Raw genomic sequence first — 16,489 nt, 5'->3', positions numbered from 1 at the left:
TTTTGGACTTTTTGCAAGATTTTTTGCAAAATATCAGATATTTTTCATTACCTGCAATTTCTGTTGTTGCATTTCCTGAAGGTTTCTTATCTTGACAGTCTCGCCAGTTCTGCAGGAATTCTGAATGGCTTCAATGACTTGAAGTGTTCTGAAGCCTTCCCATCCGGACACAATCGGATCTGCTTCGTGTCGAGCAACGTCAACAAAGTGCCCGAGTTGATTGACCAGTGGGTCAGAGGAACCCTTCTTCAGCGCGGTTGACGAAATTGGAATCCACCAATCCCTTTCCTCACCCTGGTAGGTCCATAGTCTTAGATCGGGGACAGACAACGACCCATGAGAGCCACCGATCATGTAGCTACTCTCAGTGGTCGACGGATAGATTGGATATTCCTGAGACGTCATCTCCCAGCTCCACGGAGCAACAATGCTGTCGGATACGCTAATGGTCCCAATCGCTCCGCTTTCAAACGTCAATAGCGCTCCGGCGACATCTTCGTTGTCATAGCCGCGTTGCGAGGTAGCCGACTGCGCCTGTACGGTCACGACCTCTCCGGCCAGGTACCGCAGAAGATCGACATCATGGACAAGATTGACCGAGATGGGCCCCGCTCCGGGTTTCTTACGCCAGGGTGCGGCGTCAAAATATTCATCGGGCTTGTAAAACCAGCAATTCGCATGGACAGCGCGCACATCTCCAATCTTCCCATCGACAATGGCTTCCTTCGCTGACTTGATCAAAGGATTGTGCCGACGATGATGTCCGACCATCAGTGGCACATTGGCCTTCTCCGCTTCTTGGACAAGCTCCAGTGCAGCGGAGGCTTCCACGGCGATCGGTTTTTCGACGAGTACGGGACAACCATGCCGAACACATGTGAGCCCTTGTTCGACGTGAAGCGTCGTGGGCGTCGCGAGCACAGCTCCGTCCGGCGTCTGATTTGCAAACATATCCTCGAGGGTCTCGTAACACGCAACGCCATGCTCCGCAGCGTAGGTGCGCCCTTCGTCACTGGGATCAACAACCGCAACAAGATCGACATGACGCAACGCGCGGATCGCGTCTGCGTGGCGGCGTCCAACAAGGCCAATGCCGACAATGGCAATGCGAAAGTTCATTGACAATTTGCTTCCTTCCAGAGGGTTCGGAAACTCCGAAACCAATGTTTATGACTGAGCTGCTTTGCCCAACTTGAACTCGACCGTATTGGGGTTTTTGCGATTCCACAATAATGTATGATATTTTTATTTCTACCATACATCACATTGGATTGCTGATAACTCTGTAAAGTGGTATTTGAAGGAGGAATCTAAAAATATCGGGTGAAACGCATGGCGAAACAGCCGTCTACGATAGGTGCAAGCACCTATCAGCGCATAAAGCGGGATATTATCTTTGGAGAATTGCAGCCTGGCTCCAAACTGAAGCTGGACGCATTGAAAGAGCGCTACTCAGCAAGCCTTTCGACACTTCGTGAAACCCTGAACAGGCTTGCCAGCGACGGGTTTGTCGAAGCCCCGGAACAACGGGGGTTCCTGGTTACACCTGTTTCCCGCGAGGACCTGACCGAGATATCAGAGTTGCGTGTCCTGCTGGAATGCCACGCGTTGGAGTTGTCCATTGCGAATGGCGACACGGACTGGGAAGGCAACCTCGTTGCCGCGCACCACAAACTGCACCTGATGGAACAGCAGCTTCTCAAGGGCGACGAGTCCGAGAAAGAAACCTGGAAACGATATGATTGGGAGTTTCACCAAGCGATGATCGCGGCCTGCAACTCCAAGAACCTTCTGTCTCTGCACTCGATCATCTACGACAAGTATTTGCGGTATCAGATGCTCGTGCTGACCTATCGCGGCGAAGAGGCCGTCAAGGAGCATAAGGGCATGTTCGATGCCGCATTGGCCCGAGACGCGGGCACCGCTAAGAAGCTGTTGGTAGATCACATCCGAAACGGTCTTTCACATACGCTGGAGGCTATGTAGCTCGCTGTTGTTGCCGCCTATCTCCATCACCTGAATCAGCGGCACAGGACCTGAAAGGCAAGTTTAATTACTGTGCTTACCAGACGAATTCCGTAAGTTTATGATTCAACATCCGAACCCGCTACATCAGGCAGCCGTTTAAACAAGGATGAGAACGCTAAGCTTCCGCAACCAAGGGTTGCTTTGCACCACCATAACAAACCGCGAACATCCTTGAAGCGGTTTTATGTGAAGCGATCTCTGATTGAGTAGTGGCCATTCAGTGGAACGAGTACTAAAGGCTGCTTCGCGGACAAAGTGTAAATTCGCTGTAACTGCGCCAATATCCACCCTCAGAAGTAACATGAAAACGGTTGTTTCTGTCGAAGACAAAGAAAAAATGACCAACCAAGATACGCAGTGACACGAAACTAGGTTGCGGGCCGCACCACTATTGTCGAATAGCATTGCCTCGCCCCCATCCGCGTTCGCCACGTGGCAGATCAGCAGGAACAGGCGCCTTCGGCGTATGATCTGCAAATCAAACCTGGTTTTCCTAAAAGGAAGTCACGATCAATGAAATCAGTCGAGGTGCTGGATGAAGGAAGTGAGGCGAAAATGGCAAGGTTCTGTCGCTGGTGGCAGAACTATGTGTCGCCTGACAAGGAAATGTGGAACGTCACTGATATTTGACTCAATCGACAGCCAAAACCTCAATAAATCGGCCAATCACGTCATTCATTTCTGGCCCAATCGTCAAGCATTTCTGACCCAACACAAAAACCACCCTCTAATCGTGGCCACGGCCCTTGTCTCAGAACAGCCCAACTCCGCCACTTTGAACTTATGTTACCCACGCACGAGACATCAGATTTGCTGCCAGGTGCGCTTTTGGTGAACATCGTGACCAAATGGTGGGCACCTATGCTTGCTTCAGACCAACCAAATCGGAATAAGAACGCTCACCGCGAGTGATTTGACGTTTGAGGGTGTTCGTTGCTGCTTTTACTTTACCCTCGCCCAAAAGCGATGTGATCGCTTGATGTTCCTTGTAAGATTTCTTCGTTCGATTGGAACGCTTGGACAGATGCGTCCGCATAGTTTGGACGATATCACTGACTTTTTGATATCCATCCCGCAGGTAACTGTTTCCGCAGGACCTGAAAAACGCGTCGTGAAACTCGGCGTCAAGTTCCAAGTACTGCTCGAATTCATCCGCTTCCTGCGCTTCTGACATCTTAGAAACAATTGTAGCCAGCTCATTGATCAGAACCGACGGGTTCTTTTCAAGCGCTTGCTCCAAAGCTGCAGATTCTAGGATGAGCCGATACTGGCAAAGCTGCACCACGTCCTCTTGAGAAAGAGAGAATACAAAGGCTCCTCGATGAGGAAAGATCTGAACGAGCCCCTGAAGATTCAAAGCCGATAGCGCTTCGCGAATCGGAGTTTTGCTGATGCCCATGGCACTTGACAGCTTCACTTCCGGCAACGATTCACCCAATTGAAACGTGCCATTGATTATGCCTTTTCGGATATGCTCTTCAGCAGTTTTACTCAACGAATCCGGGCGCTTAATCTGCAAAATCTCGGTCATTTTCACTTCGTCCTATTTCGTCTCTCCAACACAATAGCACATGTAAGCTTGATTTCTATATTATATCTGATATCTCAGATAATAGATCGAAAATGACTAAATCCGTGGGAGGATACCTTGTTCAAGAAATCAACATTGGCGCTTGGCGTCGTCATGTCAGCCGGGCTTGCTTTTGCAGCATCCGCTGAAACAGTCATTAAGGTTGGGCATGGCGCAGCAGAAGCGTTTCACATGCATCGCGCGCTACTGAAATTTGAAGAACTGGTCGAAACTGGCTCGAATGGTGAGATCGACGTACAGATATTCCCTTCGTCGCAGATGGGCCCTGATCGCGAGATGATCGAAGGTGTTCAAACCGGCGTTCTGGAAATGGCCATTCCTCCTTCCTCTTTCTTCGCGGGCTGGGATCCGGCTTTTGCAGTAATTGAACTGCCCTACATGTATTCCTCCAAGGACATCGCCTTTGATGTTCTTGATGGTGATGCTGGTGATGGGATGCTTGCACGGGTCGAAAACCAGGGATTAGTTGGTCTCGGCTGGCTTGAATTGGGTGTACGCAATGTGACCAACAATGTCCGTCCGGTTGCAACCCCCGCAGATCTCGAGGGTGTCAAGCTGCGCACCATGAAGGTTCCGGCGCATGTGGCGACATTCGAAACGCTCGGGGCCAACCCGACGCCAATGAACTTTGGTGAGGTCTATTCTGCTCTCCAGCAAGGCGTGATCGACGGCCAGGAAAACCCACTGGCGATCATTACCTCACAGCGTTTCTACGAGGTGCAGAAATACCTTTCGACCACGGGCCATGTCTTTGCGGTCTATATGCCTGTCATCTCCAAACCGTTCTTTGACTCGCTGTCCGCAGAGCATCAGCAATTGGTCCGGGACTCAATGGCCACCGCACGTGACTATCAGGCGGAACTGGTCGCAAACGAAGATGCGGAACAGTTGGAACAGATCCGTGCTGCCGGTGTCGAGGTTCTGGAGCTGACTGCAGAGCAGCGACAGGCCTTTGCTGACAAAACCGAAAGCGTCCGCCTGCAGTATCGCGACGAGGTTGGCGCCGAAGCCTATGACGACTGGGTAGCAGCGGTTTCCGCAGCGAGCGGAAGCTGACCCTCGGACTACTCAGCCAATACGGGCACCCGTGCCATTAAGGTTCGGGTGCCCCTTTCGTTCAAGGGGAGGTGAACGGTGTCGGTTATCAAATGGATCGATATGAATGCCGAAAAGGTCTTAGCCAGTGCACTTTTGGCCGCGATTGTCTTGTTGATCTTTGGCAATGTGTTCATGCGCTACATTCTGAATGCCTCTCTTTCATGGGGCGAAGAGCTAACGCTTTGGCTGTTTGTATGGTTTGTCTGGCTTGGCGTCAGCTATGCATTCCACACAGGCGATCATGTGCGTATCACGGTCCTGCGTGATGTCCTAAGCGAGCGCGCAAGGCTTTACGCGGATGTTGTGATCGCGCTTCTTGTCCTTGGATTTCTGGTCGTTCTGACAATTGAATGCATCAAGCTTATCCGACAGCCTTTTGTAGCCAGCCAGACGTCGGTCGTTTTAGGACTACCGATTCCGATCCTTTATGCTTCGGCGCCGATTGGCGCTGGCCTGTCCGCGATCCGCGTCACTCAACATCTGATCCGAACCCTGCGTCTGATCGCAGGAACCAAAGCGTGAGGAACCCGGCATGCTTGCAACAACGCTCTTCCTGACGCTTTTCGCCCTTCTGCTCTTCAGCGTGCCAATTGGCATCTGTCTGGGCCTAGCCACCATGATCGTGATGGTCTTTGTGGACGGCACCCCACCCATGGTTCTTTTGGCACGGTCCGTGGTAACAGGCGCGGACTCGTTTCCTCTAATTGCCGTCCCTCTGTTCATTTTGGCAGGCGACCTGATGCAGCACGGCGGAATGTCTCGTAGACTGGTTGGGTTCGCCAATGCACTGATCGGGCATATCCGGGGTGGGCTTGCTTACGTGAACGTACTCGCCTGTGTGTTTTTTGCCGCCATATCCGGTTCGTCTCCTGCGACCGTAGCCGCTATCGGGTCGAACATGATCCCAGAGATGGAAAAGGTCGGCTATACGCGCAAATTCAGCGGCGCATTGACGGCATCCTCAGGAATGATCGGCGTTATGATACCGCCAAGTATTCCATTCATCATATATGGGGTAACTGCCGAGGTTTCGATCGGCAAACTGTTTCTTGCAGGTGTTGTTCCTGGCATCCTTTTTGCCCTCATGTTCATGTTGGTCGCTCGTGTTCTGCTGCGAAAGGACGAGGTTGTTCAGCAATCGACGACTACGTTCTCAGGCCCGGGCGTCTGGCAGAGCTTCCGCTCTTCCATCTGGGCGCTACTGGTGCCTGTAATCATCCTTGGCGGCATCTATAGCGGGATCTTCACCCCTACCGAAGCCGGAGCCGTGGCCGTTGTTTATGCCGCTTTCATCGGCATCTTCGTTTACGGAGACATCACCCTCAAGGACCTGCCAGAGGTTTTGGCGGGCAGTGCAAAAACCAGCGGGACTATTCTGATATTGGTGATCATGGCGACCGCCTTTGGCAGGTTGATCACGCTCGCAAGAATCCCGACAGAGCTCGCAACAACAATCACCAGCCTGTCCGACAATCCGATCATCATTCTGTTGCTGATCAATCTGCTGTTGCTGGTGATCGGCATGTTCATGGAGACGATTTCTTCGATCATCATCATGACGCCGATCCTGCTGCCGGTTGCAACCGCGCTGGGTGTCGATCCGATCGTTTTTGGTGTCATCTTGACGGTCAACCTGGCCATTGGGTTCTGCACACCGCCATTGGGTGTGAACCTGTTCGTGGCCAGTAGCATTTCGAAGGTTTCCATCGAAAGCCTCAGCCGGGCGATCCTGCCATTCTTTGTCGGCATGCTGATCTTGTTGATGTTCATCACCTATGTGCCCGCAATTTCCTTGGCCCTGCCATCCCTTTGGTGACCGACTGAGGAGCTTCAACCGTTAGACAACGAACAGAGGACCCGGATGGATCTGGACCTTTCCCACCCGTCGATAGAAGACCTTCGGAAAACCGCACAAAAGCGCATTCCGAAGTTTGCCTTCGAATACCTCGACAGCGCGACCGGCCGGGAGCTGGGGTTGAAGGTCAACCGTGATGCACTTGATGCCATCGGTTTTATGCCGCGTGTGCTATGTGGCCGAACAAAGGCCGAACTGCAGACTACATTGATGGGTCAAAAATACGACCTGCCTTTCGGGATAGCACCGGTAGGCATGTCCGGCCTGATGTGGGCAGGAGCAGAGCGGATGCTTGCCAAGGCAGCAGTTGCTCACAACATTCCGTTCTCGTTGTCCAGCGTGGCTGTTGCTTCGCCTGAAGATGTGGCGCCTCATATTGGCAAGAACGGATGGTTTCAGCATTACCCGGTGAACTCCGGCGATCTGCGCCGCGCGATGCTGCCGAGGATTAAGGCAGCGGGATTTCATACGCTGATTATCACGGTGGACGTTCCAGAAGAGAGCCGGCGCGAACGACAGCGCCGTGCCAATCTGACGGTGCCTCCAAAAGCTGACCTGCGCACGCTGACTGAAATGGCATCACGACCCGCCTGGTGCCTTGCACATCTGCGCGAGGGCATCATGCCACGTATGCGGTTCTTTGACGATTACGTCCCGACCCGCGGGCGAGAAAGCTTTACCCATGCAGGCGCTCTGATCCGTGGGATTCCAGATTGGGACTACCTGCGCGAACTGCGGCGGGAATGGGAGGGTCACCTGATCGTCAAGGGTGTCCTGCGGCCGGAGGACGCGCAAAAAATGGTGGCCGAAGGCGTGGATTGCATCTGGGTCTCAAACCACTCCGGGCGTCAATTCGAAGCCGGGCCCGCCGTGATTGACCAACTCCCGAACATCCGCGAGGCGGTCGGAATAGATGTGCCACTTATCTACGACTCTGGCGTTGCCTGGGGATTGGACATCATGCGTGCCCTGGCGAAAGGTGCAGATTTCGTCATGGTCGGACGCGCCTTTCAATATGCCGTTGCAGCGTTCGGAGCACGAGGGATCGACCATCTCGTTCACATCCTGAAAGCTGACATTGAGGCCAACATGAGCCAGCTTGGTAGCGAAAACCTCGGCAGTTTGGCAGAGCACCTTCTGAGAACAGGCTGATCGGCGCTTGCGGCGCGTGGCGTATCACCCAGGCGCGTTGTCATCCTCGTCAATCAGCCCCTTGACGATCAGATCCGCGGTAGAGCGCGAACATGCCATTGGCAGATTATATACCGTTGCGAGACGGGTCAGAGCCTTAACGTCGACGTCATGTGGCATGGGTGAGAGAGGGTCGACAAAGAAAATCAGTGCATCCAGTTTCTCTTCACAGATCATAGCGCCGATCTGTTGGTCGCCTCCGAGTGGTCCACTTTTCAGGCAGGTCACGTCCAGTTCTGGATAGGCTTGCTTAATGCGACTGCCGGTGGTGCCTGTCGAAAAGACTTGTACTCTGGACAGGCGGGCCAATTGCAGACCCACCCATTCAACGATTTCGTCCTTTCGCGCGTCATGAGCTACTAGCGCGAAACGCGGCGCATCACCTGATGAATTGTTCAACGTAGTCTTCTCCAAGTCCGACTTCCGCAAAGTGTTTTCGGCACAGATCAATCTTGGTAAAGACATCTTCGTAGCCAGTGACCTTGCCCCACGGATCAACATAGCACATCACGCCATTGACCTGGAAATAGGTAACCATCTCTTCGACATCGTCGGGAACGACCAAGGTATGAGTCTCACCCGGCGGCTCAAAGACATATCCCCCTTCTTCTGCAACCCAGTCATGTTCCAGATAATGCCAGCGCCCTTTCAGGACGAAGCCGTGGACGGGCTGTGGATGGCGGTGCCGCGAAAGAACACCAGCTTTGCGCACTTTGAGAAGGTTCATCCAATAACCTTGCGAGCGGTTCAGGCAGAGCGGTCGAAACCAGACGTTCTCTGCCTGCGGAACCCACAGTCTATCGTCCTCACTCATGGCATTCGGGATCACGATCTCGTCTTGCGCATCCTTGGGGAATGGCAATTGATATGGCATTCGGGCGGTGTCATCGTCATTCATAGATTTTCCTCACATAGCGAGATAGCCGCCATCGACCGGATAGATCGATCCAGTCACAAAACTGGCGTTTTCACTCAAAAGCCATTGCACAAGCGCACCGACTTCTTCGGGTTTCCCCCAGCGTTTCATTGGCGTACGCGCCATGATCCCCGCTGTTCGTTCAGGGTCTTCCCGAAGGCCCTGGGTCATCTCTGTCTCGATCCAACCCGGCGCGATGGCATTGACCCGGATGCCGTCTTCGGCCCAGCGACCTGCCAGCGCCTTCGTCAACTGTGCCACACCGCCCTTGGAAGCAGAATAGGCCGGCACCAAAGGTCCACCAAAAGTGCTGAGCATAGAAGCTGTATTGACGATAGCCCCTCCTGTTTCCGCTAAGAAAGGATGCGCGGCGAGACAGCAGCGCATAGTACCAGTCAGGTTCACATCAAGCACCTTAGCGAAAACGTCAATGTCGTATTCTTCGCCACGCAGAAGAATACCTGCGCAGTTCACCAAGGCATTGAGACCCGTGAGCTCGCCGAATACATCATCGATGGATGTCTGGTCGGTGACATCCAAGATCAGCAACTTTATCCCGTCCTGAGGCTCGAATGCATCCAATTCAGATTGGGAGGCGGATGCGGCGATTACGGACCAACCTGCGTCTGCCAACGACCGTGCAACACCCGCACCAATCCCTCGCGTACCGCCCGTAACAAGGGCCTGTTTCATCCAAGTTCCTCCAATACATTGGTGAAGGCGCGCGCGCGTCTGCCGATATCATCCAATGTATAGCTCGGTTTGAACAGAGCGGAGCCCAGCCCATATCCATCTACACCCGCGGCATGATACGACGCCATCGTATCCGGCGTTATGCCCCCTACCGCAGCGACGACTGCGTCTGCAGGCAATACGGCGCGCATGGCAGCGATGGCAGCTGGTGGCACCATTTCCGCCGGAAAGAATTTGAGGACCGAAGCTCCGATATCCAACGCCGTAAAGGCCTCGGAGGGGGTCATGACACCTGGACACCAATACAGATCATGCGCGACAGCCGCGCGCCCGACGTCCGGGTTCATATTGGGCGACACGATGATCCGCCCGCCTGCATCTGCAACCGCCGCGACCTGATCCGTAGTCAACACAGTGCCAGCGCCGACTATGGCTTGTGCGCCATGTTTCGCAACGATCTGCGTAATCGATTCCAGCGGGTCCGGTGAGTTGAGCGGCACTTCGATGATCCGAAACCCGGCATCGAAGAGTACATCAGACACCGGGCGCGCATTTTCTGGTGCTAGCCCCCGCAAAATCGCAATCAGCGGGTTCTCGGCAAGAGCTGCGGTGAGGTCAATCATCCAACCAACCCCGCAGCGCGAGCAATCAGAAAATGCCCTTTCGCAACGATATCATCTGGCGCGCGACGGCTGTCCAAACCAGCAGTTCGAAGCGCTATTTCGTATCGGTCGGACAAGTCGCTGCGTCCAACAACAGTGATCGTGCCGACGTCTTTTACTTCGCCGGTCGCGGCAGCAACCTCGGTCCCGATCAACAAGCCCGACAAGTAGTCGGCCGTGGCAACCTTTGGGATTTTGCCCATGAGAGGAAGCGTCCGAACATGAAACAGGCTGTGCAGCAGGTTCGACTCACCACTGAGGCCCGCCTTGACGCCCATCACGAATGCGTCTTCGCTGAAGGCGTCCTCCTTCATCAAGGTGCCAAGGATCGTGTGTTCTTTCAGCGCCGAAAAGATCTCACCTGTCATGTAGGTCGAGAAATCCACGATCTTCCCGTCGGCAACCTGAACCCATTTGCTGTGCGTTCCCGGCATCACGAACATACCTTCGCTCAAACCTAGCGAAGATGCCCCAATGATCTGGGTCTCCTCGCCGCGCATTACGTCCGGTCCTCCGGCATGTTCTGTCGAAGCACCAGTCACAAAATGAATACGCGCTCCGTTGGCCGCTTCGTGCGGGACCAACGCTCGCGCAAGACCGACAGCACCCAGAGGCATTTCGGCATATTGCGTTTCTACCCAGCCATTGCGGCTGGTGATCATGCCAGATGCCAGGATCGGCAGGTTAGCCTTGGCGACCCAAGGGCCGATTAGACGATCAAGGACCGCCTCAAAGGTTTGTCCCGCAACCTGCATGATACCTTCAGGCGACGAGACCCCATCGATCACGTCGCCCTCCGCACCAATTAGAAATGCACGAAACGATGAAGTGCCCCAATCTACGCCGATCAGCGCTGGTTCAGATGCGACCGAATTCATTTAGCAGATCCTCAACGGTTTTGCCTTGGGCCACCCATTTACGGGTTTCCTCCTCACGGTCAGCCTGCTCTTGAGCAAGGCGCACGGTTTCTTCGGCAATTTCCTGTGGAACCACGACGACGCCCATAAGATCAGCTACAATGAAATCTCCGGGGTTTACCACGACGCCCCCACAGGCGATTGGCACATTGATCGAAAGTTCTTCTTTACGTTCCGAGAACATCGTGTGCGTTCCGCGCGGCGTGATCGCGCGCGTCCAGATTGGCCAGTTAATGTCTTCCAACTCATCTGTGTCACGCCCAGTGCCATCTACTATCATACCCCGAATGCCACGGTTCTTGGCCAGGCCACCCATTAAACCGCCGCAGACTGACGTTTGACGATCACCACCCGCGTCCACAACGATCACGTCCCCGGGTTGTCCCATTTCAAGCGCTCGCAATGGGTCGACAAGATCACCTTTTGAAAGCTGGACCGTCACGGCCTGGCCTGTCACCTTGGCGCGGAAAGCGGGCTTGATGGCGCTGTCCATCACGCCTGTTCGGTACTGCACATCCGCAAAAATGGCAGCAGCAGAGTACGCCTCCAACACCTTGTCGAATTTTTTGAGAAGTTCCGGGTTTCTTTCAAAATCATTAAAAACCCTAAGGTCCGTGCTGACGTCTGGCATTCTTGTCTCCTGTTATGCGGTAGATACGGCCAATGCGTCGGCATTGACTGTGTAGTCGGGGTTTTGTCCTGTCAGGACCTTGGCCACTTGCGTAGCCGCGGTAACCCGCGCTGCGTGTATCGATTCCTCGGAATAGTAGGCGGCATGTGGTGTTACGAGGACGTTGGGTAGTGTGAACAACGGGTTGTCATCAGGCGTCCAGTTGGCGCGCTTTGCCGGCTCCTCTTCGGGGTCGTCGAGCCCTGCAGCGGCCAAATGGCCTTCGGTCAGCGCCCGGAACAGGGCCTTGTTGTCGACCGTTGGTCCGCGTCCAGTGTTCACGAGTATCGCACCGGGTTTCATGACCGAGAATTCGGCATCCGACAAAAAGTGATGCGTGTTCGGCGTCATCGGCGCCTGCATCAGGATATAGTCGGACCTTGCTAGCAATTCGGGCTTGCTCACCAGCTCGACCCCAATCTTCGCGGCGACTTCTCTTGGCAAATACGGGTCGTAAGCGATGACCGTAACTCCGAAAGATTGCGCCCGCGCAACGATGGCTTGCCCGATTTTACCCAGCGAAACGACACCCATCGTCCGCCCGCGCAACCGGTAGACCGGCTGCCCGCTTTGCCATTGCCAGACCCCTGCATGAGTGGCTCGATCATAGTCGGGCAACTTGCGCGCCAGGGTCAGCCAAAGGGCAATCGCGTGATCGGCGACTTCCTCGGTGCAATAGTTTTGCACATTGGTGACGAGAATGCCCTTTTCCGTCGCCGTGCCAACATCCACGATATCTACGCCTACGCCATAACGCGCGATGACCTCACAGTTCCGCATCCGCGTAATCGTTTCTTTCCCGATCCTGGCATATTGGTTCATCATCGCTGCGCAATGCGGCGCGACATCGAACAGGTCTTCCTGGCGCTTGGCCTGAAGCGCAATCACCTCGGCTCCCGCAGCTTCCAGGATTTCCGTCTCAACGACAACATCACCAAAGTCGTAATCGGTTATCACGACCTTGGGTTTGTCCGTTCTGGGGGAAAAGTCGGCGCGATCAGTCATAAGCACCCGCCGAATAGGTCAATTCGTACGAGTGGCTGTAGAGCTCGAAGATGTTGCCAAACGGGTCTTCCATATAGACCATGCGATAGGGCTTTTCACCTGGGTAATACTTGCGCACTTGGCTCATGCGCTGGCGCCCGCCCAGGTCTTCGATAATCTTGATGCGGCCTTCCAGATCCTCGTCCTGTACGCAGAAATGAAACAAGCCACGCCGCCAATATTCAAACGGTCGTTCTTCTTCGACGGTCTTCGGGAACTCAAACAATTCGATGCCAACACCGTCGCCCATCGACAAATGTGCGATGCGGAAGCTTCCCCAGCCTTTCCCAAATACATCGTCGCACATCTGACCGATGGCGCTTTCGTCATGCAGGATTTCAGTTGGTTCCATCAGCACGTAAAGGCCGAATGCCTTGGAATAGAACTCCACGGCTTTTTCCAGGTCGGGAACTGTGACGCCGATGTGAGAGAAAGTGAGAGCGGCCATGTAGGGCTCCTCCAGTTAGCAGTTAAAGAATATTGCGAACGATGCCGCCTTCGATCCGATGCGCAGAACCATTGGAGGCTGTGCTTGCAGAGATCGTGACGATCATGCGGGCGACTTCGTCTGGTTGGACAAAGCGCTGTATGAGCGATGTGGGCTCATCTGATTTGAAGTAATTGTCGACGATCGTGTCGAGCGGCTCACCCTTTTGATCGGCGAGGCCGTCAAAATAGGCTTCGACACCTTCGGTCCAGGTTGGACCAGGCAGGATCGAGTTAACCCGGACTTTTGTCCCCTTTGTCAATTCTGCCATGCCACGTGTCAGACCTAACATGGCAGTTTTAGTGACAGAATAATGCACCATCTGAGGTAGTGGTTTCACTGCCGCTTCGCTGGCCATGTTGATGATAGATCCCTTATCCCGGCCAAGCATGTCAGGCAGGAAAATCCGGCTCATCCGAACGGCGGACAGGACATTGATGTTGAAGTAATGCATCCAGTCGTCATCGGTGAGATCCTCGAACGGTTTGACCGAAAAGATGCCAACATTGTTCACCAGAACGTCCACCGCGCCGCGCGCGCGGGCAAACTCTGCCAGAGTTTCCGCATCAGTGGTTTTGGTTAAGTCGGCCGCAATGCCTTCGACCTTGCCCAGAGATGACAGGTCGTCGACGCAGTCGGACACTTCCGCCTCGGTAAGGCCATGCACGATGACCCGCGCGCCTTCTTCCAGGTAGACCCGGGCAGTGGCTTTGCCGATGCCGGAACCTGAGCCAGTCACCAGGACCAGCTTATTTTTGAGCCCTAGATCCATCTCAGGCCTCCTTCTTAACGTTAGATGACTGCTGCGATGAGGGGCGACCGAATATTCGACCCATCAAGCCCGAAATTTCCGCACGCCACATATCTATGCCAACGGCCAACAGAATGATCAGGCCCAACACGATGTTCTGAACCGATGATGGCGCAGCGTTCAGGTTCAAACCGTTCTGGACGATAACGATTGTCATCGCCCCCATCAGCGTGGCGAGGATGTTGCCGCGGCCGCCTGCAAGGCTGGCCCCGCCGACAACAGCAGCGGCAATGGCCTGCAGTTCCAGCGTCTGGCCATAGTTCGGTGAACCAGAGTTGAGGCGCGCGGACATCAGGATCGCACCAACCGCAGTCATGAAACCTGCGATGACAAATGTCGTCGTCTGAACTTTACGTACGTTGATACCTGTCAGAACGGCAGCGGCTGGGTTGCCACCCACGGCATAAATCTCACGGCCGAGTTTCGTGAAGTTCATAGTGAACGCGGCAAGGACGTAGAAGAACACGAGATAGAAGAAAGGCATCGGAACGCCGAACAGCTTGCCGTAAAAGATTGGCTCCAGCGCCGGATCCAGCGAAAAGATCGGAGACCCATTGTTGAAGGTCAGCGCAAGGCCCCTGAAGGCAATCAACGCCGCCAATGTTGTGATGAAAGACGGGATACGCCCGTAGGCTGTTATCAGCCCAATGAACAGACCAAGCAATCCGCCCATGAGAAGAATGAGTGGTAACGCCAGAACCAGTGGAATGCCAACAAATTTCAACATCTGCGCAAGGATCATGGTCAGTAAAGCCACCATAGACCCGGAACTCAGATCGATGCCCGCAGCGAAGATCACGATAGTAGACCCGATTGCGATCAAGGCCACGATGCTTACCTGTAGCGACAAGTTAGAAAGGTTGCCCGGGTTCAGGAAGCGTTCCGTCGTAAGTGCCACGATCAGTGCGACGATCACCATTGCTGCAAATGGTCCGATCAACTGGGTGTCAAAGATCCGCTTCATGCGAAAGCCTCCTTAGGCTTGGATTGAGGAGTGTCGGCGGACGCGCGCACAAGGTCGTCATGAGTAAGGTCGGATGCATCGACCGTGCGCACTATCGTTCCGTGCTGCACGACGGCAATCCGATCGCTCATCGCAAGCAACTCATCATGGTCTGAACTGATCAGAATGATCGATTTTCCCGCCCGAGTGAGCCTGTTAATCAGCTTGTAAACAGCAATCTTCGCGCCGATATCGATCCCCTGCGTCGGCTCATCAAGGATCAGGATGTCAGAGGCTGAGAACAGCCAGCGTGCAATCACGATCTTCTGCTGATTACCACCAGACAAGAAGTTGACCGTCTTTTCCTCGGCCTGGGTCGAGATTTCCAGATCGCGGATCAGGTCATGGGTGGCTTGCTCTTCCGCCTTGAGATTCAAGACACCGAACCGGCTTAACCCGCCAAGGGACGCTGCGGCGACGTTCCCGCTTGCGCGGAAATTGAAGAACAACCCGTCAAACTTACGGTTCTCCGGAACAAGGGCCAATCCAGCACGGATCGCATCGATTTCCCGGCGGAAGCGTACTGGTTTGCCATGCAGTGTTATCTGTCCGCCCGTCAGCTCGTCTGTCCCGAACAGGGCGCGAGCGATCTCTGTGCGGCCACTGCCCAATACGCCACCCAAGCCCAGAACTTCGCCCCGATGCAACGAAAACGATACATCTTTCACGCCCGAATTGGTGGCCAGACCCGCCGCCTCTAGCACAATATCCTTGGTCGCGTTCTGCTCCTTTGGATAATGCTCACCAATGTCCTCACCGACCATTGCGCTGACAATCTCAGAGACGTTGATTTTGGTTTCGCCACTTGCTCGCACAACACAGCCGTTGCGCAAGATCGTCACTTCATCAACGATCCGTTCAACCTCATCCAGCCTGTGCGACACATAGAGAATAGCGGTACCGCGCTCACGCATATTGCGCAGTAGCTGGTGCAGGCGCTCAATTTCATCTTCACCCAATGCCGCCGTCGGCTCATCCAGGATGATCATGCGAGCGTCCATCGCGACTGCCTTCGCGATCTCGACCAGTTGTTGCTCGCCTACCGATAGCGAGCCGGTTATGGTCTCGGGTGAAACATCGACATCCATTTCCGCCAAAACGCGAGCAGCTTCGTTGTGGACCTTGGCCCAATCGATCACGCCAAAGCGGGACCGAGGCATATTGCCAAGGAAGATGTTTTCGCCAACCGACAAGGTGGGCACGATCGAGAATTCCTGAAAAACTGTTGCGACGCCCAATTCACGTGCCGCCTGCGGGTCGCTGATCGTGACCGGCTTGCCATTGTGCAGGATTTGACCGCTATCGGGTTGCTGCACGCCGGACAGAGTCTTGATCATAGTCGACTTGCCACAGCCATTTTCACCCAGCAGCCCATGAATGGAACCGGGCATAAGCCGGATGCAAACCTTGTCATTCGCCAAAACCCCAGGATAGGCCTTGGTGATATCGACAAACTCCCAAAGTGGCGTTGCGGGTGTCATTGCGATTGCCTCGACAAAAGTGAAACTCGGTTGAGTTGCGAC

General features: G+C 54.3%; 18 protein-coding genes. 5 read left to right on the top strand and 13 right to left on the bottom strand.

Translation table 11 applies throughout. From position 1 onward, the window contains the following. Positions 1-33 precede the first annotated feature (33 nt). Positions 34-1,119, bottom strand: a complete 1,086-nt coding sequence (locus tag ACR0LY_RS18500; RefSeq protein WP_217356094.1) for a Gfo/Idh/MocA family protein — start codon at positions 1,117-1,119, stop codon at positions 34-36. A gap of 213 nt (positions 1,120-1,332) precedes the next feature. Here ACR0LY_RS18500 and ACR0LY_RS18495 point away from each other — a divergent pair, with 213 nt between their 5' ends. Continuing rightward, entirely contained in the window at positions 1,333-1,986 is a 654-nt protein-coding gene (locus tag ACR0LY_RS18495) for a GntR family transcriptional regulator (protein ID WP_170351617.1), read from the top strand. A gap of 901 nt (positions 1,987-2,887) precedes the next feature. Here ACR0LY_RS18495 and ACR0LY_RS18490 read toward each other — a convergent pair. Next, positions 2,888-3,559 (bottom strand): GntR family transcriptional regulator, encoded by a 672-nt coding sequence (locus ACR0LY_RS18490; protein ID WP_170351619.1) that lies wholly within the window; start codon positions 3,557-3,559, stop codon positions 2,888-2,890. A 117-nt stretch (positions 3,560-3,676) separates the two neighbouring features. On the opposite strand from ACR0LY_RS18490, the gene ACR0LY_RS18485 reads away from it, so the two are divergent. From ACR0LY_RS18485 to ACR0LY_RS18470, 4 genes are all read left to right on the top strand, one after another. Next, positions 3,677-4,675 (top strand): TRAP transporter substrate-binding protein, encoded by a 999-nt coding sequence (locus tag ACR0LY_RS18485; protein ID WP_170351621.1) that lies wholly within the window; start codon positions 3,677-3,679, stop codon positions 4,673-4,675. A 78-nt stretch (positions 4,676-4,753) separates the two neighbouring features. Continuing rightward, positions 4,754-5,239: a TRAP transporter small permease gene (locus ACR0LY_RS18480; RefSeq protein WP_170351622.1), complete on the top strand. Its 486-nt coding sequence runs from the start codon at positions 4,754-4,756 to the stop codon at positions 5,237-5,239. 10 nt (positions 5,240-5,249) lie between these two features. Continuing rightward, positions 5,250-6,533, top strand: a complete 1,284-nt coding sequence (locus tag ACR0LY_RS18475; protein ID WP_010437263.1) for a TRAP transporter large permease — start codon at positions 5,250-5,252, stop codon at positions 6,531-6,533. Positions 6,534-6,578: 45 nt separating this feature from the next. Then, positions 6,579-7,724 carry an alpha-hydroxy acid oxidase gene (locus ACR0LY_RS18470; RefSeq protein WP_170351624.1) on the top strand — a complete coding sequence of 382 codons (1,146 nt, stop codon included), beginning with the start codon at positions 6,579-6,581 and terminating at the stop codon, positions 7,722-7,724. A 24-nt stretch (positions 7,725-7,748) separates the two neighbouring features. On the opposite strand, the gene ACR0LY_RS18465 is transcribed toward ACR0LY_RS18470, so the two are convergent. The 11 genes from ACR0LY_RS18465 to ACR0LY_RS18415 are packed head-to-tail and all read right to left on the bottom strand — an operon-like array spanning position 7,749 to position 16,447. After that, the gene (locus tag ACR0LY_RS18465) at positions 7,749-8,162 is read right to left on the bottom strand and encodes a methylglyoxal synthase (RefSeq protein ID WP_170351626.1); all 414 of its coding nucleotides are present in this window, start codon (positions 8,160-8,162) and stop codon (positions 7,749-7,751) included. Further along, a complete protein-coding gene (locus ACR0LY_RS18460) occupies positions 8,143-8,661 on the bottom strand; it encodes a 2,4'-dihydroxyacetophenone dioxygenase family protein (protein ID WP_170347546.1) in 519 nt (172 codons plus the stop codon). The genes ACR0LY_RS18465 and ACR0LY_RS18460 overlap by 20 nt, the downstream gene beginning before the upstream one ends. Before the next feature lie 9 nt (positions 8,662-8,670). Next, positions 8,671-9,372: an SDR family NAD(P)-dependent oxidoreductase gene (locus tag ACR0LY_RS18455; protein WP_170351628.1), complete on the bottom strand. Its 702-nt coding sequence runs from the start codon at positions 9,370-9,372 to the stop codon at positions 8,671-8,673. Continuing rightward, on the bottom strand, positions 9,369-9,995 hold the full coding sequence (locus ACR0LY_RS18450; RefSeq protein ID WP_170351630.1) for a 2-dehydro-3-deoxy-6-phosphogalactonate aldolase: 627 nt from the start codon (positions 9,993-9,995) through the stop codon (positions 9,369-9,371). Before ACR0LY_RS18450 ends, ACR0LY_RS18455 begins: the two co-directional genes overlap by 4 nt. Further along, the gene (locus ACR0LY_RS18445) at positions 9,992-10,912 is read right to left on the bottom strand and encodes a 2-dehydro-3-deoxygalactonokinase (RefSeq protein ID WP_170351631.1); all 921 of its coding nucleotides are present in this window, start codon (positions 10,910-10,912) and stop codon (positions 9,992-9,994) included. Before ACR0LY_RS18445 ends, ACR0LY_RS18450 begins: the two co-directional genes overlap by 4 nt. After that, positions 10,893-11,582: an RraA family protein gene (locus ACR0LY_RS18440; protein ID WP_108861947.1), complete on the bottom strand. Its 690-nt coding sequence runs from the start codon at positions 11,580-11,582 to the stop codon at positions 10,893-10,895. The genes ACR0LY_RS18445 and ACR0LY_RS18440 overlap by 20 nt, the downstream gene beginning before the upstream one ends. 12 nt (positions 11,583-11,594) lie before the next feature. Next, positions 11,595-12,626 carry a C-terminal binding protein gene (locus ACR0LY_RS18435; protein WP_170351633.1) on the bottom strand — a complete coding sequence of 344 codons (1,032 nt, stop codon included), beginning with the start codon at positions 12,624-12,626 and terminating at the stop codon, positions 11,595-11,597. Continuing rightward, positions 12,619-13,113 carry a lactoylglutathione lyase family protein gene (locus tag ACR0LY_RS18430; protein ID WP_170351635.1) on the bottom strand — a complete coding sequence of 165 codons (495 nt, stop codon included), beginning with the start codon at positions 13,111-13,113 and terminating at the stop codon, positions 12,619-12,621. The genes ACR0LY_RS18435 and ACR0LY_RS18430 overlap by 8 nt, the downstream gene beginning before the upstream one ends. 22 nt (positions 13,114-13,135) lie before the next feature. Beyond that, the gene (locus ACR0LY_RS18425; RefSeq protein ID WP_050606103.1) at positions 13,136-13,924 is read right to left on the bottom strand and encodes an SDR family NAD(P)-dependent oxidoreductase; all 789 of its coding nucleotides are present in this window, start codon (positions 13,922-13,924) and stop codon (positions 13,136-13,138) included. A gap of 1 nt (position 13,925) precedes the next feature. After that, positions 13,926-14,927 (bottom strand): ABC transporter permease, encoded by a 1,002-nt coding sequence (locus tag ACR0LY_RS18420; protein WP_170351637.1) that lies wholly within the window; start codon positions 14,925-14,927, stop codon positions 13,926-13,928. Beyond that, positions 14,924-16,447, bottom strand: coding sequence for a sugar ABC transporter ATP-binding protein (locus tag ACR0LY_RS18415; RefSeq protein ID WP_170351638.1), 1,524 nt, complete (start codon positions 16,445-16,447; stop codon positions 14,924-14,926). Before ACR0LY_RS18415 ends, ACR0LY_RS18420 begins: the two co-directional genes overlap by 4 nt. Between the last annotated feature and the right edge of the window lie 42 nt (positions 16,448-16,489).

It is taken from the genome of Ruegeria sp. BC5, from assembly GCF_056539205.1.
This window is presented reverse-complemented; position numbering and strand designations above follow the sequence as displayed.